Annotated in this window: 16 protein-coding genes; all 16 read left to right on the plus strand. The window is 71.2% G+C overall.

Translation table 11 applies throughout. The annotated features are described in order from the left end of the window. Positions 1–345 carry a DUF4233 domain-containing protein gene (locus tag AB5J51_RS25980; protein ID WP_030297248.1) on the plus strand — a complete coding sequence of 115 codons (345 nt, stop codon included), beginning with the start codon at positions 1–3 and terminating at the stop codon, positions 343–345. 75 nt (positions 346–420) lie between these two features. Then, positions 421–834, plus strand: a complete 414-nt coding sequence (gene ndk / locus AB5J51_RS25985; RefSeq protein ID WP_053786833.1) for a nucleoside-diphosphate kinase — start codon at positions 421–423, stop codon at positions 832–834. Between the two features lie 293 nt (positions 835–1,127). Next, on the plus strand, positions 1,128–2,147 hold the full coding sequence (locus AB5J51_RS25990) for a rod shape-determining protein (protein ID WP_008738981.1): 1,020 nt from the start codon (positions 1,128–1,130) through the stop codon (positions 2,145–2,147). 127 nt (positions 2,148–2,274) lie between these two features. Further along, the gene (gene mreC, locus AB5J51_RS25995; RefSeq protein WP_369778766.1) at positions 2,275–3,225 is read left to right on the plus strand and encodes a rod shape-determining protein MreC; all 951 of its coding nucleotides are present in this window, start codon (positions 2,275–2,277) and stop codon (positions 3,223–3,225) included. 12 nt (positions 3,226–3,237) lie between these two features. Continuing rightward, complete coding sequence (gene mreD, locus AB5J51_RS26000; RefSeq protein ID WP_053786831.1) at positions 3,238–3,942, plus strand: rod shape-determining protein MreD; 705 nt, start codon at positions 3,238–3,240, stop codon at positions 3,940–3,942. Positions 3,943–3,955: 13 nt separating this feature from the next. Continuing rightward, on the plus strand, positions 3,956–6,139 hold the full coding sequence (gene mrdA, locus AB5J51_RS26005; protein ID WP_136224863.1) for a penicillin-binding protein 2: 2,184 nt from the start codon (positions 3,956–3,958) through the stop codon (positions 6,137–6,139). 15 nt (positions 6,140–6,154) lie between these two features. After that, on the plus strand, positions 6,155–7,354 hold the full coding sequence (gene rodA / locus AB5J51_RS26010; protein WP_053786829.1) for a rod shape-determining protein RodA: 1,200 nt from the start codon (positions 6,155–6,157) through the stop codon (positions 7,352–7,354). 83 nt (positions 7,355–7,437) lie between these two features. Further along, positions 7,438–8,961: a CYTH and CHAD domain-containing protein gene (locus AB5J51_RS26015; RefSeq protein WP_136224862.1), complete on the plus strand. Its 1,524-nt coding sequence runs from the start codon at positions 7,438–7,440 to the stop codon at positions 8,959–8,961. An 80-nt stretch (positions 8,962–9,041) separates the two neighbouring features. Next, positions 9,042–10,967, plus strand: coding sequence for a TIGR03960 family B12-binding radical SAM protein (locus tag AB5J51_RS26020; RefSeq protein WP_369778767.1), 1,926 nt, complete (start codon positions 9,042–9,044; stop codon positions 10,965–10,967). A 69-nt stretch (positions 10,968–11,036) separates the two neighbouring features. After that, positions 11,037–12,017 (plus strand): hypothetical protein, encoded by a 981-nt coding sequence (locus tag AB5J51_RS26025; RefSeq protein ID WP_369778768.1) that lies wholly within the window; start codon positions 11,037–11,039, stop codon positions 12,015–12,017. Between the two features lie 127 nt (positions 12,018–12,144). Further along, positions 12,145–12,924: a TIGR03936 family radical SAM-associated protein gene (locus AB5J51_RS26030; protein ID WP_030297232.1), complete on the plus strand. Its 780-nt coding sequence runs from the start codon at positions 12,145–12,147 to the stop codon at positions 12,922–12,924. Positions 12,925–13,158: 234 nt separating this feature from the next. Continuing rightward, positions 13,159–17,169 (plus strand): ribonuclease E/G, encoded by a 4,011-nt coding sequence (locus AB5J51_RS26035; protein ID WP_369778769.1) that lies wholly within the window; start codon positions 13,159–13,161, stop codon positions 17,167–17,169. Between the two features lie 281 nt (positions 17,170–17,450). Continuing rightward, positions 17,451–17,771, plus strand: coding sequence for a 50S ribosomal protein L21 (gene rplU / locus AB5J51_RS26040; RefSeq protein WP_030159347.1), 321 nt, complete (start codon positions 17,451–17,453; stop codon positions 17,769–17,771). A 13-nt stretch (positions 17,772–17,784) separates the two neighbouring features. Further along, complete coding sequence (gene rpmA, locus AB5J51_RS26045; protein WP_008738950.1) at positions 17,785–18,039, plus strand: 50S ribosomal protein L27; 255 nt, start codon at positions 17,785–17,787, stop codon at positions 18,037–18,039. A 177-nt stretch (positions 18,040–18,216) separates the two neighbouring features. Beyond that, positions 18,217–19,662 carry a GTPase ObgE gene (obgE, locus tag AB5J51_RS26050; protein ID WP_053786822.1) on the plus strand — a complete coding sequence of 482 codons (1,446 nt, stop codon included), beginning with the start codon at positions 18,217–18,219 and terminating at the stop codon, positions 19,660–19,662. Positions 19,663–19,739: 77 nt separating this feature from the next. Beyond that, positions 19,740–21,359, plus strand: coding sequence for a glycosyltransferase family 2 protein (locus AB5J51_RS26055; protein ID WP_369778770.1), 1,620 nt, complete (start codon positions 19,740–19,742; stop codon positions 21,357–21,359). Positions 21,360–21,397: the final 38 nt, after the last annotated feature.

A 21,397-nucleotide genomic window follows, 5' to 3' on the forward strand; every position in this document is an offset into this window, starting at 1 on the left:
ATGCGCACGCTGTGTGCTTCGACGCTGATCGGCGAGTTCTTCGTGATCGGTTTCGCGGGGCTGGTCGCCATGAAGAACCCGGATCTGACCCAGGCCACGGTCTGGACGGTGTGCGGGGTCGCCATGCTGCTGTCGGTGCTGCTGTGCGGGATGCTGTCGCGCCCGGGCGCGGTGCAGATCGGCTGGGCCCTGCAGATCGGCCTGATCCTGAGCGGGTTCGTCGTCCCGATGATGTTCTTCCTCGGTGCGGTGTTCGCGGGGCTGTGGTGGTGCTCGGTGCACTACGGCGGCAAGATCGACGCGATCAAGGCCCGCTGGGCCGCGCAGAGCGAGGCGCAGGCCTGACGGGCCCGTGCGCCCGCCGTGCCCGGCCCCTGTAGCCTCGGGTAACCGCACCCGTTTGCCGCAAGGAGTTACAACATGACCCAGCGCACGCTCGTCCTGCTCAAGCCGGACGCGGTCAGGCGTGGCCTGGTGGGCGAGATCATCGGCCGCATCGAGCGCAAGGCCGGCTGGAGCATCCCGGCGCTGGAGCTGCGTACGCTCGACCGGAGCATCCTGGAGCAGCACTACGCCGAGCACGTGGGTCGCCCGTTCTACGAGCCCCTCATGGGCTTCATGGCGAGCGGCCCGGTCGTGGTCCTCGTGGTGGAAGGGGAACGCGTGATCGAGGGTGTCCGCCAGCTGGCCGGACCCACTGACCCGATCGCCGCGGCGCCCGGCTCCATCCGGGGGGACTTCGGCACCATCACCCGGGAGAACCTCATCCACGCCTCGGACTCCGAGGAGTCCGCCGAGCGCGAGCTGAAGCTGTTCTTCCCCACCCTCGGATGAGTCCTTCCTGACGTAACATCAGCCGAATAGCGCTCATGACCTGGGGCGACCGAAGTAATTTCGGTCGCCCTTCGGTATTGCCGGGCACTTGCGGGAACGCATGGGCAGGACACGTCGTCACCACTAAGGGGGCGGGTTTCCGTTCCGGCGGGATTGCCGGAGTCCCGTCGCGCGGTGTTCATACTTGCGGCACTACGATGGGGCCTCCACCCACACACCCACCTCGCCGACCTGACAGCAGCCGCTATCAACTGGAAGGCCAGACGCTCCTCATGGGGAACAAGGGGAACAACATGTCGTTCATCGGCCGTGACATGGCGATCGACCTCGGGACCGCCAACACGCTGGTGTACGTGAGGGGCCGGGGGATCGTCCTGAACGAGCCGTCCGTGGTCGCCATCAACACGAACACCGGCGGCATCCTGGCGGTCGGCTCCGAGGCGAAGAAGATGATCGGGCGGACGCCCGGCAACATCGTCGCCGTAAGGCCCCTCAAGGACGGCGTGATCGCCGACTTCGAGATCACCGAGCGTATGCTCCGGTACTTCATCCTCAAGATCCACAAGCGCCGCTACCTGGCCCGTCCGCGCGTCGTGGTCTGCGTTCCCTCCGGCATCACGGGAGTGGAGCGGCGCGCCGTCATCGAGGCGTCCACGCAGGCCGGCGCCCGCCAGGTGCACATCATCGAGGAGCCCATGGCCGCCGCCATCGGCTCGGGCCTGCCCGTCCACGAGGCCACCGGCAACATGGTCGTGGACATCGGCGGCGGCACCACCGAGGTCGCCGTCATCTCCCTCGGCGGAATCGTCACGGCGCAGTCCATCCGGGTGGCCGGCGACGAGCTCGACAACGCGATCATCCAGCACATCAAGAAGGAGTACTCCCTCCTCCTCGGTGAGCGGACCGCGGAGCAGATCAAGATCACCATCGGGTCGGCCTACGACCTCGACAAGGACGAGCACACCGAGATCCGCGGCCGGGACCTGGTCTCCGGACTCCCCAAGACGGTCGTGATCTCCGCAGCCGAGGTCCGCAAGGCCATCGAGGAGCCGGTCAACGCCATTGTCGACGCGGTCAAGACGACCCTCGACAAGTGCCCGCCGGAGCTCTCCGGCGACATCATGGACCGCGGCATCGTCCTGACCGGCGGCGGCGCCCTGCTGCGCGGGCTCGACGAGCGGCTGCGCCGCGAGACGGGCATGCCGATCCACATCGCCGAGGACCCGCTCGACTCCGTGGCGCTCGGCTCCGGCAAGTGCGTGGAGGAGTTCGAGGCGCTCCAGCAGGTCCTGGACGCCCAGCCCCGGCGCTGATAAAGACCCCCGACCGGGGGCCATGCGGAACACAAGGATCCGCCGTACGGGTGCTGCCGCGCCCGTGCGGCGGATCGTTGATATACAGACGAAGAACATTCCGACGAGGAAGGCACGGCCGCCGCACGTGAGGGACACACGAGAAAGCCGGCTGCTCCTGGTGCTCCTGATCGCCATCGCGTTCGCATTGATCACGGTGGACATCAGGGCAGGCGAGGAGTCACCGGTCGACGGCGCCCGGCAGGCCGCCGCAGCGGTCTTCGGCCCGGTCGAGGAGGGCGTCGCGACCGCGGTCGACCCGGTCGCCAACGCCATAGGCGCGGTACGGGACTCCGGAGAGCGCCACAACCGCATCGCCGTGCTGGAGCGCGAGAACGCGGCACTGAAGGCCAAGCTGGGCAGCGACGACCAGACCCGCAGCCGCATCCGCGAGCTCGACGAGATGCTCAAGCGGGCCGGCGCCGGACAGTACGGCATCAAGGGCGCCGAGGTCATCGCCATAGGAGCGGCCCAGGGCTTCTCCTGGACCGTCACCATCGACGCCGGCAGCAAGGACGGCATCGAACGCGACATGACCGTCCTCAACGGGGACGGGCTCGTCGGCCGGGTCGCCACCGTCGGCCCCGACACCGCCACCGTCGTCCTCGCCAACGACCCCGACTTCACCGTGGGCACCCGCCTGGAGAAGACCGGCGAGCTGGGCTTCGCCACCGGCCAGGGCGACCGCTCCCTGTCCGTGCAGATGCTCAACGGCAAGGCCAAGGTCAGCCCCGGCGACCGGCTCGTCACGTTCGGCTCCCGCGGCAACAAGCCGTTCGTGCCCGGCGTCCCGATCGGCGAGGTGGTCAAGGTCGACCCCTCGCGCGGCGACCTGACCCGCACCGTCTGGGTGCGCCCGTTCGTGGGCTTCTCGCGCCTCGACATCGTCGGCGTCGTCGTCATGCCGCCGCGCGAGGACCCGCGCGACGCCGTCCTGCCCCCCAAGCCCGAGGTGAAGCCAACCCCGACGGTCACCGTCACGGTCACCCCGTCACCGTCCCCGTCCGCCAGCGTGCCCGGCAAGCCGGCCGACGAGTAGGAGCTGACCCTCATGCGCTTCAACCGGATCCTGCTCTCGGCCACGCTCGTCGTGGTCGCCCTCGTCGTCCAGGTCTCCGTCCTGGGCCGGCTGCAACTGCCCGGCGCCGTACCCGACCTGGTCCTGCTCACCGTCGTCGCCCTCGCCCTCGTGTACGGACACCTCAGCGGCGCGCTCATCGGCTTCGCCGCCGGACTCCTCGCCGACCTGGCCCCGCCCGCCGACCACGCCGCCGGGCGGTACGCGCTCGTCCTGTGCGTCATCGGGTACGCCGCCGGCCTGGTCCGCCCCGACTCCGGGCGGTTCCGGTCCGCCTGGGGTCCGATGCTGACCGTCGTCGCCGCCGCGATCGGCTCCACCCTGCTCTACGCGAGCGTGGGCGCCCTCGTCGGCGACACCGCCGCCCGCCACGTGGGCCTGACCGGGCTGCTGTTCACGGCGACCCTCTACGACCTGCTGCTCGCCCCGTTCACCGTGCCGTTCATCATGGCGCTGGCCCGGCGCGCCGAGAACGACCCGATGGCCGTCGAGGCGAACGGCGGACAGGCCAAGACCGCCGACGTGTCCTCCGGCTGGCTCTCCGGCGGCACCGGCCTGCGCATCGGCAGCCAGCGCGGCGGCCTGCGGCTGAAGACGGCCCGCAGCCGCGCCAACAAGGCCGGCCGGATAAAGGGCGTCAAGCCGGTCAAGGGTGTGAAGAGCGTCAAGAAGCTGTGAGGGAGGAGCAGGCGTGACCAACAATCCGGAAACCGGCCGCACCTCGCGGGTGCACATCCGGCTGATGATGATCCAGGTCCTCGTCTTCTCCACGCTGTTCACCCTCGGCGGCCGGCTCTGGTTCCTCCAGATCCGCGACGGCGCGGAGTACTACCACGAGGCGAAGAGCAACCACGTCCAGCGGGTCGTCCAGCCGGCCGTGCGCGGCTCGATCCTCGACGCCCGCGGGATCCCGCTCGCCGACAACGAGACCCGCCTGGTCGTTTCCGCCAGCCGCACCAAGCTCATGAAGATGAAGGACAAGGGCAAGGGCGTCATGACCCGTCTCGCCGACGTCCTGGACATGAGCCCGAAGGAGGTCATGGAAAAGGTCCGGCTCTGCGACTCCCAGACCCCCGCGCCCTGCTGGAACGGCTCCCCGTACCAGCCGATCCCGGTCACCCTCGAAGCCACCACGCAGCAGGCGCTGCAGCTGCGCGAACGCCCCGAGGAGTTCCCCGGCATCACCGCGGAGCCCACCGCCGTCCGCCGCTACCCGGCCCCCGGCGGGGCCCGCACCGCGCAGGTGCTCGGCTACCTCTCGCCGGTCACCGACGACGAGATCCAGAAGGCCAAGGACACCGACTCGCCGCACCTGCGCTCCGACCAGGTCGGCCGCTCCGGGATCGAACGCACCTACGACAAGCAGTTGCGCGGCAAGGCGGAAGTCACCTCGTACGAAGTCGACAACCTCGGCCGGGTCATGGGCCAGACCAAGTCCGATCCGGGCATTGCCGGGGCCACCCTCGTCACCAGCATCGACGCCCGGGTCCAGGCCGTCGCCGAGTACGAGCTCCAGCAGGCGATGAAGGTGGTCCGCAACGAGACCGACAACATCACCGGCCGCAAGTACGAGGCCGACTCGGGCGCCGTCGTCGTCATGGAGGCCAAGACCGGCCGGATCGTCGCCATGGCCTCCCAGCCCGACTACGACCCCAACGCCTGGGTCGGCGGCATTTCCGGCAAGGACTACGCCAGGCTCACCAGCAAGGACTCCAACTACCCGCTGCTGAACCGGGCCATCCAGGGCCAGGCCCCCGCCGGCTCCATCTTCAAGGTGGTGTCGGCGAGCGCCGCCGTGCGGGCCGGCTACGACTTCGACGGCAAGTACAACTGCAGCGCCTCCTACAACATGGGCGGCCGGAGCTTCGCGAACTTCGAGTCCAAGGGGCACGGCCCCATCACCCTGGGCGAAGCCCTCAAGTTCTCGTGCAACACCGTCTTCTACGCCCTCGGGCACAAGGAGTGGCAGCGCGACGGCGGCCTCTCGCCCAAGAAGGACGCCCACGACTGGTTCTACCGGACCGCCCGGGAGTTCGGACTCGGCGCCGAGACCGGCATCGACCTGCCGAACGAGGTCACCGGCCGTATCCCCGACCGCAAGTGGAAGCAGAGCTTCTGGAAGGCCAACAAGGACTCCTGGTGCAAGCAGGGCAAGAAGGGCGGCACCTACGTCGAGCAGATCGCCTACGAGAGCTGCCTCGAAGGCAATCAGCTGAAGGCCTACGACAGCATCAACTTCGCCATCGGGCAGGGCGACGTGCTCGTCACCCCCATCCAGATGGCCACCGCCTACTCCGCGATCAGCAACGGGGGCACCCTTTACGACCCCACGGTCGGCAAGGCCGTGATCAGCCCCGACGGCAAGCGCGTGGAGATGATCAAGCCGCGGGCGCACGGGAGGCTGCCGATCGACGCCAAGACCATCGGCAACCTGGACAAGGGCCTGCGCATGGTCGTCGAGCCCGGCGGCACCGCCGCCTGGCGGTTCACGGGCTGGCCGATGGACAAGATCCCGATGCACGCCAAGACCGGCACCGCCCAGGTCTACGGCAAGCAGACCACGTCCTGGCTGGCGACCTACACCAAGGACTTCACGATCGTCATGACGATCTCCCAGGGCGGCACCGGCTCCGGAGCCTCGGGCCCCGCCGTCCGCAACCTCTACAACGCCATCTACGGTCTCGACATGGAGGGCAAGCAGGACCTGAAGAAGGCCCTGCTGCTGGGACCGGAGACCGAACTGCCCAAGATCGACGCCGACGGCTCCATCGAATCCCCCGAGATCCGGCCGTACGTGCCGCCGTCGCCGGAGGAGCCGGCCCCCGCGCTCGCCGGGCCGCCCGCCGCGTCTCCGTCTCCCGCACGGCACGACTGAGGACCGAAAACCGACATGCAGACCGCCAACAAGTTCTCCGTATCCCGGTACGCGCCCGAGCGCGGCGCGATGGCCAGACTGACCTCGCGCGACTCGGTGCTGCGCCGGCTCGACTGGCCGATACTCCTGTCGGCACTCGCCCTGTCCTTCATCGGCGCCCTGCTGGTGTGGTCGGCGACCCGCAACCGCACCCAGCTCAACCAGGGAGACCCGTACTACTTCCTGGTCCGGCACGCCCTGAACACCGGCATCGGCCTCGTCCTGATGATCGGCACCGTCTGGCTCGGCCACCGCACCCTGCGCGGCGCCGTGCCGGTCCTGTACGGGCTCTCCCTCGTGCTCATCCTCGCCGTGCTCACCCCGCTCGGCGCCACCATCAACGGCGCCCACGCGTGGATCGTGATCGGCGGCGGCTTCTCGCTCCAGCCCTCCGAGTTCGTGAAGATCACGATCATCCTGGTCATGGCCATGCTCCTGGCCACCCGGGTGGACGCGGGCGACCTCGCCCACCCCGACCACCGCACCGTGGTCAAGGCGCTGTGCCTGGCCGCCGCACCGATGGGCATCGTCATGCTGATGCCCGACCTCGGCTCCGTCATGGTCATGGTCATCATCGTGCTCGGCGTCCTGCTCGCCTCCGGCGCCTCCAACCGCTGGGTGCTGGGGCTGATGGGCTCCGGCGCGGCCGGGGCCATCCTGATCTGGCAGCTCGGCGTGCTCGACGAGTACCAGATCAACCGCTTCGCGGCCTTCGCCAACCCCGACCTCGACCCCGCAGGCGTCGGCTACAACACCAACCAGGCGCGCATCGCGATCGGCTCGGGCGGACTGACCGGCTCAGGGCTCTTCAAGGGCTCGCAGACCACCGGCCAGTTCGTGCCGGAGCAGCAGACCGACTTCGTCTTCACCGTCGCGGGGGAGGAGCTGGGCTTCGTCGGCGCCGGGCTGATCCTGGTCCTGCTCGGCATCATCCTCTGGCGGGCCTGCATGATCGCCCGCGAGACCACCGAGCTGTACGGGACGATCGTGTGCGCCGGGATCATCGCCTGGTTCGCCTTCCAGGCGTTCGAGAACATCGGGATGACCCTCGGGATCATGCCGGTGGCGGGGCTGCCGCTGCCGTTCGTCTCCTACGGAGGCTCGTCCATGTTCGCGGTGTGGGTCGCGGTCGGACTACTCCAGTCGATCAGGGTGCAACGGCCGATGTCGGCCTAGGGGGTGCCGGTCTTCGGCCGCATTCCGCCGTCGATTCGCCGTTCACCCTGCCGTCGTGATCCGTTCAGGACTAAGTTCGATGCATGGCGGACACGAAACGCGAGATCGAGCGCAAATTCGAGTTCACGACGAGCAAGGCCGCGCGCCGCGGAGTCCCGGACCTGACCGGCACGGCCGCGATCGCGGCCGTCGCCGAACAGGGCACCGTCGACCTCGACGCGGTCTACTACGACACCCCCGACCAGCGACTCGCCGCCGACGGCCTCACCCTCAGACGGCGCACCGGCGGCGCCGACGCCGGCTGGCACCTCAAACTGCCCGTCTCCCCGGGCGTCCGCGACGAGGTCGCCGCCCCCCTCAGCGACACCGTCCCCCGCTCCCTCGCCGCCCTCGTCCGCTCCCGCGTCCGCGACACCCCGCTGGAACCCCAGGTCCGGCTGCTCTCCTCGCGCCGCGTCACCCACCTCCTCGACGCCGACGGCGCCCTCCTCGCGGAGCTCTCCACCGACGACGTGCGCGCCGAGCGCGACGAGGCCGCCGCAGCCTGGACCGAGGTCGAGGTCGAACTCGCCGACGGCGTCGACCCCGACCTCCTCGACGCCGTCGAGAAGACGTTCCGCAAAGCCGGACTCCACGTCTCCGACGCCCCCTCCAAACTCGCCCGCGCCCTCACCGAGACCGGCGGCGAGCCGCCTCCCCGGCCCGAGCCCGCCCTCGCCGAGGACACCGCGGGCGCGCACGTCCTCGCGTACCTGCGCGAACAGCGCGACGCCCTCGTCGCCCAGGACCCCGCCGTCCGCCGCAACCTGCCCGACTCCGTCCACCAGATGCGCGTCGCCTGCCGCCGCATGCGCAGCGCCTTCAAGACCCACCGCAAGGTCCTCGACCGCGCCGCCACCGACCCCCTGGGCGAAGAGCTGCGCTGGCTGGCCGCCGAGCTCGGCCTCGACCGCGACCAGGAAGTCCTCTTCGAGCGGATCCAGAGCCACATCGGCGACCTGCCCCGCACCCTCCTGCTCGGACCCGTCCGCGGCCGCCTGCGGGTCTGGAACAACGCCCGCCGCTCGGGAACCCGGCGCCGGGCCCTCGCCGCACTCGACGCCAAGCGGTACGAGGCCCTGCTCGACGCCCTCGACGCCCTGCTGGCCGACCCGCCCCTGCTCCCCGGAGCGGCCAAGCCCGCCGCCAAGGCCCTGTCCAAGGCCGCCCTGCGCGACTACGAGCGGCTCGCCACCCGTGTCGCGGCCGCCCTCCGCCTGGAACCGGGCCACGAGCGCGACCTGGCCCTCCACGAGGCCCGCAAGGCCGCCAAACGCGCCCGCTACGCGGCGGAAGCGGCCGGTCCCGCCCTCGGCAAACCGGCAAAACGGCTGGCCAAGGCCGTCAAGTCGGTCCAGAGCCTGCTCGGCGACCACCAGGACAGCGTCGTCGCCCGCGACGCCCTGCACGGCCTCGGCGTACAAGCGGCCGGAGCCGGAGAATCCGCCTTCACCTGGGGTGTGCTCTACGCCCGCGAGGAGGGTCTCGCCGAGCGGGGCGAACGGGAACTCCCGGACGTATGGGCCAAGGTCTCCGACCCCGTGCTCCGGGCGGACCTCGGCACCTAGGCGGTGATCTTGGCGGCAGGTGGCGGCTGCGCCTCGGGTTACGCTTGAGAGTCGCCCCCTGCCCGCTTCACGAAAGTCGCGTGATGTCCGAGTCGGTCTTCCCACAGCTCGAAGCTCTGCTCCCGCATGTGCAGAAGCCCATCCAGTACGTCGGCGGTGAGCTCAACTCCACCGTCAAACCGTGGGATTCGTGTGACGTCCGCTGGGCGCTCATGTACCCGGACGCGTACGAGGTCGGGCTGCCCAACCAGGGCGTCATGATCCTTTACGAGGTGCTGAACGAGCGCGAGGGCGTGCTGGCGGAGCGCACGTACAGCGTGTGGCCCGACCTCGAAGAGCTGATGCGCGAGCACAAGGTGCCGCAGTTCACCGTGGACAGCCACCGCCCCGTGGGTGCCTTCGACGTGTTCGGCCTGTCCTTCTCCACGGAGCTGGGCTACACGAACATGCTCACGGCCCTGGACCTGGCGGGCATCCCGCTCGAGGCCCGGAACCGTACGGTCGACCACCCCATCGTCCTCGCGGGCGGCCACGCGGCCTTCAACCCCGAGCCGATCGCGGAATTCATCGACTGCGCGGTCATCGGCGACGGTGAGCAGGCCGTTCTCGACATGACCGAGATCATCCGCACGTGGAAGGCGGAGGGCCGTCCGGGCGGGCGCGAAGAAGTCCTCTTCCGTCTGGCCAAGACCGGTCAGGTCTACGTGCCGGGGTTCTACGACGTCGATTACCTGCCCGACGGCCGTATCGCGCGCGTCGCCCCGAACAAGTCGGGCGTCCCGTACCGCGTGTCCAAGCACACGGTCATGGACCTCGACGAGTGGCCGTACCCCAAGCAGCCGCTCGTCCCGCTCGCCGAGACCGTCCACGAGCGGATGTCCGTCGAGATCTTCCGCGGCTGCACCCGCGGCTGCCGTTTCTGCCAGGCCGGCATGATCACGCGCCCCGTGCGGGAGCGAAGCATCACCGGCATCGGCGAGATGGTCGAGAAGGGTCTGAAGGCGACCGGCTTCGAGGAGGTCGGCCTCCTGTCGCTGTCCTCCGCGGACCACACCGAGATCGCTGACATCGCCAAGGGCCTCGCGGACCGCTACACGGACGACAAGGTGGGCCTGTCCCTGCCGTCGACCCGCGTGGACGCGTTCAACGTGGACCTGGCGAACGAGCTGACCCGCAACGGGCGCCGCTCCGGTCTGACCTTCGCCCCCGAGGGCGGCTCCGAGCGCATGCGCAAGGTCATCAACAAGATGGTCTCGGAAGAGGACCTGATCCGGACGGTGGCCACCGCCTACGGCAACGGCTGGCGCCAGGTGAAGCTGTACTTCATGTGCGGCCTGCCGACCGAGACCGACGACGACGTGCTCCAGATCGGCGACATGGCGGTCAACGTCATCGCCAAGGGCCGCGAGGTCTCCGGACAGAACGACATCCGCTGCACGGTGTCGATCGGCGGGTTCGTGCCCAAGCCGCACACCCCGTTCCAGTGGGCGCCGCAGCTGTCGGCCGAGGAGACGGACGCCCGCCTGGGCAAGCTCCGCGACAAGATCCGCGCAGACAAGAAGTACGGCCGCTCGATCGGCTTCCGCTACCACGACGGCAAGCCGGGCATCGTCGAGGGCCTGCTCTCGCGCGGCGACCGCCGCATCGGCGACGTGATCCGCGCCGTGTACGAGTCGGGCGGCCGCTTCGACGGCTGGCGCGAGCACTTCTCGTACGACCGCTGGATGGAGGCCGCGGAGAAGGCGCTGCCGGCCTACGGCGTGGACGTGGCCTGGTACACGACGCGCGAGCGCACGTACGAGGAGGTCCTCCCCTGGGACCACCTGGACTCCGGTCTCGACAAGGACTGGCTCTGGGAGGACTGGCAGGACGCCCTCGACGAGACCGAGGTCGACGACTGCCGCTGGACCCCGTGCTTCGACTGCGGTGTGTGCCCGCAGATGGACACCCACATCCAGATCGGCCCCACGGGCCAGAAGCTCCTTCCCCTGACGGTCGTGAAGTGAGAAGTAACCCTTGAGTCACGAGAGGCCCCCACCCGCAACGGGTGGGGGCCTCCCTCGTGTCATACGGGTATGGAACTCGACAAGCGACCTCCCGGTGACGGTGGCGAAGGATGCCTGGTGGGCGTCATCCGGGTGCCCGTCAAGATCGTGGCGTTGATCGTCGTACTGCCCGTACGGGTGGTTTGGGATCTGCTCGTCGCGTTCGGGCAGGCCGCTGCGCGGCACGTGCTGCGGCCCTTGTCCGTGTACGTGCTGCAGCCGGTGCTGCGCGGGATCGGCCGGGTGCTGACCGTGCTGCTCAAACTGGTGTTCTTCTGGCCGTGGGTCGGGCTGTGGCGGTACGTGCTCCGGCCCGTGTACGCGCACCTGCTCGCTCCCGTCGGCCGGGCTTTGTACGCGTACCTCCTGCGTCCGCTCGGTGAGGCACTGGCCTGGGTCGGGCGTGGCGGGATGCGGTACCTGCTGGCCCCGCTCGCCAAAGGCGTGATGTGGCTCGTGTGGGCGGTCTGCATGACCCTGTTCGTCTGGCCGTGGGTGGGGCTGTGGCGGTACGTGCTCGCGCCCGTCGGGCGGGGGCTGCTGTGGGTGGGCGCCGGTTTCCACCGGTACGTGCTCACCCCCGTCGGGCACGGGCTGGCCGCGATGGGCTCCGTGCTCTACCGGTATCTCCTGCGGCCCGTCGGGATCGGGGTGTACCGGTACGTGCTCGTGCCCCTCTGGCAGGTGCTCGTCTGGGCCTGGCACGTCGCCGGTCGGATCGTCCGGGCGGTGTGGCGGGGAGTCCGGCTGGCCGGGTGGGTGCTCGTCGGGTGGCCCGCGGCGCAGGTGTACCGGCACGTACTGACACCGGTCGGACATGTCGTACGGGATGTGTGGCGCACCGTCCGCGCCACCGTCCGTGAGGTCCGGGCCGATGTGCGAAGGGTGCTGTTCGGGGGCCCCGGCCGGGAACCGGTGAGGTCACGGGCGCGTACTCTGGGTAGTACGACAGCCGCAGGCAAAAACGCGCCCGCCCCCGAGATCTCCCTGCACGAACAGAAGCAGGGGTGAGCCGGAGGGCACGGTGTGGCCGGCAGGCTCACCAGACCTCAGGGCGACGCGCGAGCCGCGGAGCCCCGCACAAGGAGAAGAACCACTGGGCAAGCGACAGCCCGAAGGCCCACCCCCCGCACCGGTGGTGCAGCGCATCCGACTGCGCTACACCAAGCGCGGCCGCCTCCGGTTCACCAGCCACCGAGACTTCCAGCGCGCGTTCGAGCGGGCCCTGCGCCGCGCCGAGGTGCCCATGGCGTACTCGGCCGGCTTCACCCCGCACCCGCGCGTCTCGTACGCGAACGCCGCGCCGACCGGCACCGGCAGCGAGGCCGAGTACCTCGAGATCGCCCTCGCCGAGCCCCGCGACCCCGAGAAGCTCCGCGAGCTGCTCGACGAGTCGATGCCGGTCGGGCTCGACATCATCGACGCCGTCGAGGCCCGTACCTCCGGGCTCGCCGACCGGCTGACGGCCTCCGTCTGGGAGCTGCGGCTGGAGGGCGTGGACGTCGCCGACGCCGAGCGCGCGGTCGGGGCCTTCCTCGCCGCCGAGGAAGTGGAGGTACAGCGCCGCACCAAGAACGGCATGCGCAGCTTCGACACCCGGGGCGCCGTAGTGAGCCTCGAGGCGGTTCCTGCCCCGGCTGATAGGCCGCTGGACAATGCCTGTGCGATACTGCGGCTGGTTGTTCGGCATCTGACACCTGCCGTGCGACCCGACGACGTCCTGTCCGGTCTCCGAGCTGTGGCCGACCTGGCGCCGCCGGTCCCCGCAGCGGTGACCAGGCTGGCGCAGGGGCTCTTCGACGAGGAGTCCGGCACGGTGACCGACCCGCTCGCGCCCGACCGCGAGGCTGTCACGGCCGCCCCACCCACGGCCGCCGTAGCCGCCGACGCGAAGGCGCCGGAAGGTCCCGCCGCGTAGGGATCGTCGTCGTCGCGCAGCCCTGGCACTCGGGAGCCACCTGGGTCGGGCCGCGCACAGACCTGAAGACTTCCGCCAGGCCGTACGGACAACACGTACGGAACCGGCGGCCATGGACTACAGCTCCCGTGTGGCGAACGCGCCCCGGAGGCCGGTTCCGCGCTGATCGCGCGGGGCCGTGCCGGACCGGAAGTCAGCCGCGGCGCCCGGGAGCGTGACGGGAGAACCGCCCGCATGCTCAACAACGAAACCAACAACACCACCGGTGGCGCCGACAGCGGCAGCCCGAGCGACAACCTGCCTCCGCGCAGGCGTCGCCGTGCCGCGTCGCGCCCCGCCGGCCCGCCCGGTGCGACCGTGACCCCGGCCGCCGAGGTGACCGAGGCCGCTCCGGCCGCCCCCGCCGCCCCCGTCGAGGAGGCCGCTCCGGCCGCCGCCCCGGCCCGTACCCGCCGCCGCGCGACCCGCGCCGTGGCCGCCACCGAGGCTCCTGCCGCCGAGGTCGTGGTCGAGGCCGTCGTCCCGGCTGCCGAAGAGGCTGCTGCTCCCGCGCCGCGTGTCCGTCGCCGTGCGACCCGTGCCGTGGCCGCGCCGGAGGCCCCCGCTGCAGAGGCCGTCGTCGAGGCTGCTCCGGCTGCTCCGGCCGCGGAGGAGGCTGCTGCTCCGGCGCCGCGTGCCCGCCGCCGTGCGACCCGTGCCGTGGCCGCCCCCGAGGCGCCCGCCGCCGAGGCCGTCGTCGAGGCTGCTGCTCCGGCTGCTCCGGCTGTCGAGGAGGCTGCTGCTCCGGCGCCGCGTGTCCGTCGCCGTGCGACGCGTGCCGTGGCCGCGCCGGAGGCCCCCGCTGCAGAGGCCGTCGTCGAGGCTGCTCCGGCTGCTCCGGCTGCTCCGGCCGCGGAGGAGGCTGCCGCTCCGGCGCCGCGTGCCCGCCGCCGTGCCACCCGCGCCGTGACCGCCCCCGAGGCGCCCGCCGCCGAGGCCGTCGTGGAGGAGGCCGCTCCCAAGGCCACCGTCACCGTCGCCGACGCCGTGGACTCCCCGAAGCGCGGCGGCCGCCGCCGCGCCACCCGCTCCGCGGCCTCCGCCGCTCCGGCCGCCCAGGCCGCCGCCCCGGTGGAGCCCGCCGCCGAGGAAGAGCCCGCCGCCCCGGCGCGTGGCCGCCGCGCCGCGCGCCCCGCCGTGGCCGTGTTCCAGGCCCCGGTCTTCACCGAGCCGATGTTCCAGACCCCGGAGACCGCCGCCATGGCCGCCGCGGCCGCCGCCGCAGCCGCCGAGGCGGAAGAGGTCGAGGAGGAGGACGAGCTCGAGGCCGAGGCCGAGACCGTCCAGGCCCCCGCCCCGCAGCCGGCCGGCCGTCGCCGCCGCCGTGGCCGCGGTGCGGTCGAGGCCGCCCCGGCCGCCGAGTCCGCGCCGGTGTCCCTTTCCGACGTCGAGCTCATGGAGGACGAGGCCAAGGCCGAGGCCGCCGAGCTCGACGAAGAGGCTGCCGAGTTCGAAGAGGGTGACGAGACGGGCGAGCGCCCGTCCCGGCGCCGCCGCCGTGGCGGCCGCCGCCGTCGCCGCGGTGAGGCCGCCGACCTCGACGAGTCCGCCGAGGAAGAGGCCGAGGCCGGCGAAGAGGCGGAAGAGGAAGAGGCCGACGAGGACGAGGAGGCCGGCGCCCTGGGCTCCAGCTCCAGCCGTCGCCGCCGTCGCCGTCGCCGCCGCAGCGGTGACACCGGTGCCGAGGGCGAAGCGGGCGAGGAGGACGGCGTGCGCACCGTCGTCAAGGTCCGCGAGCCGCGCCCGGCGCGCGAGAAGGCCGAGCCGTCCGACGAGGTGCAGTCCATCAAGGGCTCGACCCGTCTGGAGGCGAAGAAGCAGCGCCGCCGCGAGGGCCGCGAGCAGGGCCGCCGCCGCGTGCCGATCATCACCGAGGCCGAGTTCCTGGCCCGCCGTGAGGCCGTCGAGCGCGTGATGGTCGTCCGCCAGGCCGGCGAGCGCACCCAGATCGGCGTCCTCGAGGACAACGTGCTCGTCGAGCACTACGTCAACAAGGAAGAAGCCACCTCGTACGTCGGCAACGTCTACCTGGGCAAGGTCCAGAACGTGCTGCCGTCGATGGAGGCCGCCTTCATCGACATCGGCAAGGGCCGCAACGCCGTCCTGTACGCCGGTGAGGTCAACTTCGAGGCGCTCGGCATGGCCAACGGGCCGCGCCGCATCGAGTCCGCCCTCAAGTCCGGCCAGTCGGTCCTCGTGCAGGTCACCAAGGACCCGATCGGCCACAAGGGTGCCCGCCTGACCAGCCAGGTCTCGCTGCCCGGCCGCTACCTCGTCTACGTGCCCGAGGGCTCGATGACCGGTATCAGCCGCAAGCTGCCCGACACCGAGCGCGCGCGCCTGAAGACCATCCTCAAGAAGATCGTCCCCGAGGACGCGGGCGTCATCGTGCGCACCGCCGCCGAGGGTGCGAGCGAGGACGAGCTGCGCCGCGACGTCGAGCGTCTGCAGGCCCAGTGGGAGGACATCCAGAAGAAGTCGAAGCAGATCTCGACCTCTTCGCCGAGCCTGCTGTACGGCGAGCCGGACATGACCGTCCGCGTCGTGCGCGACATCTTCAACGAGGACTTCTCGAAGGTCATCGTCAGCGGTGACAGCGCCTGGGAGACCATCCACGGTTACGTCTCGCACGTGGCCCCGGACCTGGCCGACCGGCTGTCGCGCTGGACCTCCGAGGTCGACGTCTTCGCGACGTACCGGATCGACGAGCAGCTCGCCAAGGCGCTCGACCGCAAGGTGTGGCTGCCCTCGGGCGGTTCCCTCGTGATCGACAAGACCGAGGCGATGATCGTCATCGACGTCAACACCGGCAAGTTCACCGGTCAGGGCGGCAACCTCGAGGAGACCGTCACCAGGAACAACCTGGAGGCGGCCGAGGAGATCGTGCGCCAGCTGCGGCTGCGCGACCTCGGCGGCATCGTCGTGATCGACTTCATCGACATGGTCCTGGAGTCGAACCGCGACCTGGTCCTGCGGCGCATGCTGGAGTGCCTGGGCCGCGACCGTACGAAGCACCAGGTCGCCGAGGTGACCTCGCTGGGCCTGGTCCAGATGACCCGCAAGCGGGTGGGCCAGGGCCTGCTGGAGTCCTTCTCCGAGACCTGTGTCCACTGCAACGGGCGCGGTGTGATCGTGCACATGGAGACGCCGACCGCGATCGGCGGCGGTGGCAACGGCAAGCGCGCGAAGCGTCGCGGCGGCCGTGGCCACGAGCACGACCACGAGATCGAGGGCGCTGCGACCGTCGAGCACGAGGTGCTCGAGGCCGAGACCGAGGCCGAGGTGGCCGCCGAGCTCGCGGCGCCGGTGGCGCTGCCCGAGCCGGCGTTCGCCGCGGACGAGGAGCTCTACGGCAGCCCGGCGGAGGCGGAGGCCGCGGCCGGCCTGAGCGGCCGTCGCAACCGCCGCCGTGCCACCCGCAAGGCGACCGCTCCGGCGGGCGCCCCGCGCGGTGCCGCCCAGGCTGCTCCGGCTGTCCCGGCTCCGGCCCCCGAGGCCGAGCCCGTCGCCGCTGCGGCGGAGCCGGTCGTCGAGGCCGAGCCGGTGACCGAGGCTGCCGACACGGTGCTCGAGCCGGTCTCCGAGGTCGTCGCCGAGGCCGTGGAAGCGGCCGAGACGGTCGAGGCCGCGCCCAAGGGACGCACGCGTCGCCGTGCCACCCGCAAGGCCACGGCCGCGGCGGGCGCTCCGGCTGCTGCTGCGGCCGAGGCGGCCCCGGAGCCCGAGCCGGTCGTGGAGGCCGCCCCGGAGCCCGTCGTGGCAGCGGAGCCCGAGCCCGTCGCCCCGGTCGCCGAGGCGCCGGCCGCGGAGGCCGCCGTGGCGGAGGCCGCACCGGCCCGTCCGCGTCGGCGTGCCACCCGTAAGGCCACTGCACCGGCCGGTTCCCCGGCAGGTGCGGCGGAGGCTGCCGTACTGGTCGTCGAGACCCCCGCCGCCGAGCCCGAGGCCGCCCCGGCCCCGGCCGGAGCAGCGGAGGGCGCAGAGGCCGAGGAGGCCGCCCCGGCGGCCAAGAAGGCGGTCCGCAAGACGGCCGCCAAGAAGGCCCCGGCGAAGAAGGCCACCGCCGCCAAGAAGGCGACGGCGGCCAAGAAGACCGTCGCGAAGAAGGCGGCGGCCAAGAAGACCGTGGCCAAGCGGGCGACGAAGAAGACCGCGGCGGCCGAGCAGCAGTCGCAGCCGTCCGTCTCGGCTCCGACCGAAGCCTGATCCCCTGCACGGCCGTGGGCCCCGCCGAGAGGCGGGGCCCACGGCCGCGCGGGGCCCGGTTTGACCCTCCGGAACCGGCCCCGTAACCTAGACCGTCGGCATGTCCTAGATGATTTACGTCTAGTGCGCGTCGAGCTCCTGAGCACCTTCCTCCGGCCGGGCACCGCCCGCAGGAGAGGCCGCTCGTCCAATCCGGATCCGTGCGGACCCCGTCGAGAAGTAGGGGCCCGTCTGAGCGGCTGGCTTCAGGAGCATCCGTCCCGAGTGAGAGAGAGATCCGCGTGTACGCCATCGTGCGCAGCGGTGGTCGCCAGCACAAGGTTGCTGTTGGTGACATCGTTGAGGTTGACAAGATTTCCACTGCCAAGGTTGGCGACACGGTCGAGCTCTCGACCCTGCTCGTTGTCGACGGCGACGCCGTGACCAGCGACCCGTGGGTGCTGGCCGGGATCAAGGTCCAGGCCGAGATCGTGGACCACCACAAGGGCGCCAAGATCGACATCCTGCGCTACAAGAACAAGACCGGCTACCGCCGTCGCCAGGGTCACCGTCAGCAGTACACGGCGATCAAGGTCACCGGTATCCCCACGGCTGCGAAGTAAGAGGGACTGAGACATGGCACACAAGAAGGGCGCATCGTCCACCCGGAACGGGCGCGACTCCAATGCCCAGCGGCTCGGCGTGAAGCGCTTCGGCGGTCAGGTCGTTTCCGCTGGTGAGATCCTCGTCCGCCAGCGCGGCACGCACTTCCACCCGGGCGCGGGCGTCGGCCGTGGCGGCGACGACACGCTGTTCGCGCTGCAGGCGGGTGCCGTGCAGTTCGGCACGCACCGTGGCCGCAAGGTCGTCAACATCGTTCCGGCCGCCTGATCCAGCTCCTGCTGATCAGCGGTACGTAACTTCCCGAGGGCGGATCTCAGCTCTTCCCGGCGCAAGCCGGGAAGAGAGGTCCGCCCTCGGCGCGTTGGCACATAGGCACGGTTAGGCACGTTTAATGGGCAGCAAGGCCTGCCCGGGACATTCCCGTATGTATCTGGAGGAACAACCATGACCACCTTCGTGGACCGCGTCGAGCTGCATGTCGCCGCGGGTAACGGGGGCCACGGCTGCGCCTCCGTTCACCGGGAGAAGTTCAAGCCGCTGGGCGGCCCCGACGGCGGCAACGGCGGCCGTGGCGGCGACGTGATCCTGGTCGTCGAGCAGGCGGTCACCACCCTGCTGGACTACCACCACAGCCCCCACCGCAAGGCCACCAACGGCAAGCCGGGCGAGGGCGGCAACCGCTCCGGCAAGGACGGCCAGGACCTGGTCCTGCCCGTGCCGGACGGCACCGTCGTCCTCGACAAGGAGGGCAACGTCCTCGCCGACCTCGTCGGCCAGGGCACCACCTACGTGGCCGCCGAGGGCGGCCGCGGCGGCCTCGGCAACGCCGCACTGTCCTCCGCCCGCCGCAAGGCCCCCGGCTTCGCGCTCCTCGGCGTCCCCGGCACCACGGGCGACATCGTCCTGGAGCTCAAGACCGTCGCCGACGTGGCCCTCGTGGGCTTCCCGAGCGCCGGCAAGTCCTCGCTGATCTCGGTGCTCTCCTCGGCCAAGCCGAAGATCGCGGACTACCCCTTCACCACCCTCGTCCCGAACCTGGGCGTCGTCACGGCCGGCTCGACCGTCTACACGATCGCCGACGTTCCCGGCCTGATCCCGGGCGCCAGCCAGGGCAAGGGCCTCGGCCTGGAGTTCCTGCGCCACGTCGAGCGCTGCTCGGTGCTCGTGCACGTCCTGGACACCGCCACCCTGGAGTCCGACCGCGACCCGATCGCCGACCTCGACGTCATCGAGGAGGAGCTCAAGCTCTACGGCGGCGGCCTGGAGAAGCGCCCGCGCCTCGTCGTCCTGAACAAGGTCGACATCCCGGACGGCCAGGAGCTCGCCGACATGGTCCGCCCCGACCTCGAGGCGCGCGGCTACAAGGTCTTCGAGGTCTCCGCGGTCGCCCGTACGGGCCTCAAGGAGCTCTCCTACTTCCTGGCCGAGGGCATCGCCAAGGCCCGCGCCCGCAAGCCGAAGCAGGAGGCGACCCGTATCGTCATCCGCCCGAAGGCCGTGGACGACGCCGGCTTCACCGTCACGTACGACGAGGTCGAGGACGTCTACAACGTGCGGGGCGAGAAGCCGGAGCGCTGGGTCCGCCAGACCGACTTCAACAACGACGAGGCCGTGGGCTACCTGGCCGACCGCCTCAACCGCCTCGGTGTCGAGGACGCGCTGAAGAAGGCCGGTGCCCGTGCGGGTGACGGCGTCGCCATCGGCTCCGACGAGAACGCGGTCGTCTTCGACTGGGAGCCGACCATGATGGCCGGCGCCGAGATGCTGGGCCGCCGCGGTGAGGACCACCGTCTGGAGGCCCCGCGCCCGGCCACCCAGCGCCGCAAGGAGAAGGACGCCAAGCGCGGGGACTCGGCGCAGCAGGAGTACGACGAATTCCGGCCCTTCTGATCTGCTGTTTTGCCGTTCTTTTGCCCCGGACGGCGGAGTTGAAGTGATGTTTACCCCGGTCGCCTAGGATCCACCGGGTGAGCAGCACCAACACTCCCAGCGTTTCCGTCGTGGTGATCGCGTACAACGACGCCGTGCTCGTGGGCGAGGCCGTTGCCTCGGCTCTCGCCCAGGGCCCGGTCGTCGCCGAGGTGATCGCCGTGAACGACGCCTCGGCCGACGGCACCGCGCGCGTACTGGACGAGCTGGCCGCAGCCCATCCCCGCCTGAAGGTCGTGCACCGCACGGAGAACAGCGGCGGATGCGGTACGCCGCGCAACGACGGGATCGCACGCGCGACCTCGCCGTACGTCCTCTTCCTCGACAGCGACGACGTCCTGCCCCCGGGGGCGGCCGAGGCCCTCGTACGCGCCGCCGAGGAGCACCGCGCGCCCGTGACCGTCGGGGCGTGCGTGCGCCGCGAGCTGCCGCAGTACCACGACGTGCCCTGGATGCCCGGGCTGTACACCGCGGGCGATGTGATCGAGCGGCCCGCGGACCGGCCCGAGCTGGTCCGCGACACCCTCTGCGTCAACAAGCTGTACGACCGGTCCTTCCTGGAAAAGCATACGATCCGCTTTCCCGACGGCCGGTTCGTCTACGAGGACTTCGTCTTCACCGCGCGCGTGCTGGCCGCCGCGCCCCGCATCGCCGTCATCGGCGACCTCGTCTACGTCTGGCACGTGCGCCGCAGTGCCGCCCAGGTGTCGATTTCCCTGGACCGCAAGGACGTCGGCAACTGGCGCTCCCGGATCGAGGCCCACCGCGAGGCCCGCCGGATCATCACCGACTCCTCCCCGCAGCTGGGCCTCGCCTGCCAGGTGAAGTTCCTGGAGTACGACCTGCGCATGTACCTGCGCGAGCTCGGCAAGGACCCCGGGTACCAGGCCGCCTGGTGGACGCTGACCCGCGACTACGTCGCCGGGTTCGACGAGGCCGCGGTCGAGGCCGCCGGGGCGCACGCCCGCTGGATCGTCCGGCTGCTGCGGGCGACCCCGGCCCCGCCCGCCGACGTGGAGCGGCTCACCCGCTTCGCCGCCGAGCCGCCGCGGCTGCTGCCCCCGTACGCGACCGGCCCGGACGGGCTGCCCGTGTGGAGCGAGGAGCTCCCGGTGGTCCTGGACGGGCTGGACGGGCTGCCGATGGCCGATCTGCCCGTCAGCATCGACGCCGAACCGGTCGGTGCCGGCCGGCTCCGGATCCGGGTGCGCGACCTGTACGGGCGCCTCGCCGAGGCCGGACCGCGCACCGCCCGGCTGCGCTTCGTACCCCGCTCGGGCGGCGAGCCCGTCCTCGACCGGCCGGTCGAGCTGCGCCCCGCCGCCGACGGCGACGGCTGGATCGCCGCGCTGCCGTTCCGGCTGACCGGCGTGGCCTCCGCCGGGCGCCGCCAGGGCCGCCGCGGCATGCAGGCGTGGGGCGTCCAGGTGGGCGTGGAGTTCGCCGACGGGAGCTCCCTGGTCACCTCCCCGCGCCCCCTCGACGACCTCCTCCACCGCCGGGCCCTGCCCAGCAGCAGGTACGGTGTTCTGCTGGCGCAGCCGTTCCGCACGGGCGGAGGTTCACTGGCCCTGCGGCTCGCGCCGGGTGCCGCGGGCGCGCTGAGCCTCGTACGCAACCGGCTCCACCGGGCCCGGGCCGGCCGCGGATCGGAGTGAAGACAGGCGGCGGCCGCAAGGCCGCCCGAGATTTCGGA

The sequence above is a fragment of the Streptomyces sp. R33 genome, from assembly GCF_041200175.1.
GTDB lineage: Bacteria > Actinomycetota > Actinomycetes > Streptomycetales > Streptomycetaceae > Streptomyces > Streptomyces katrae_B.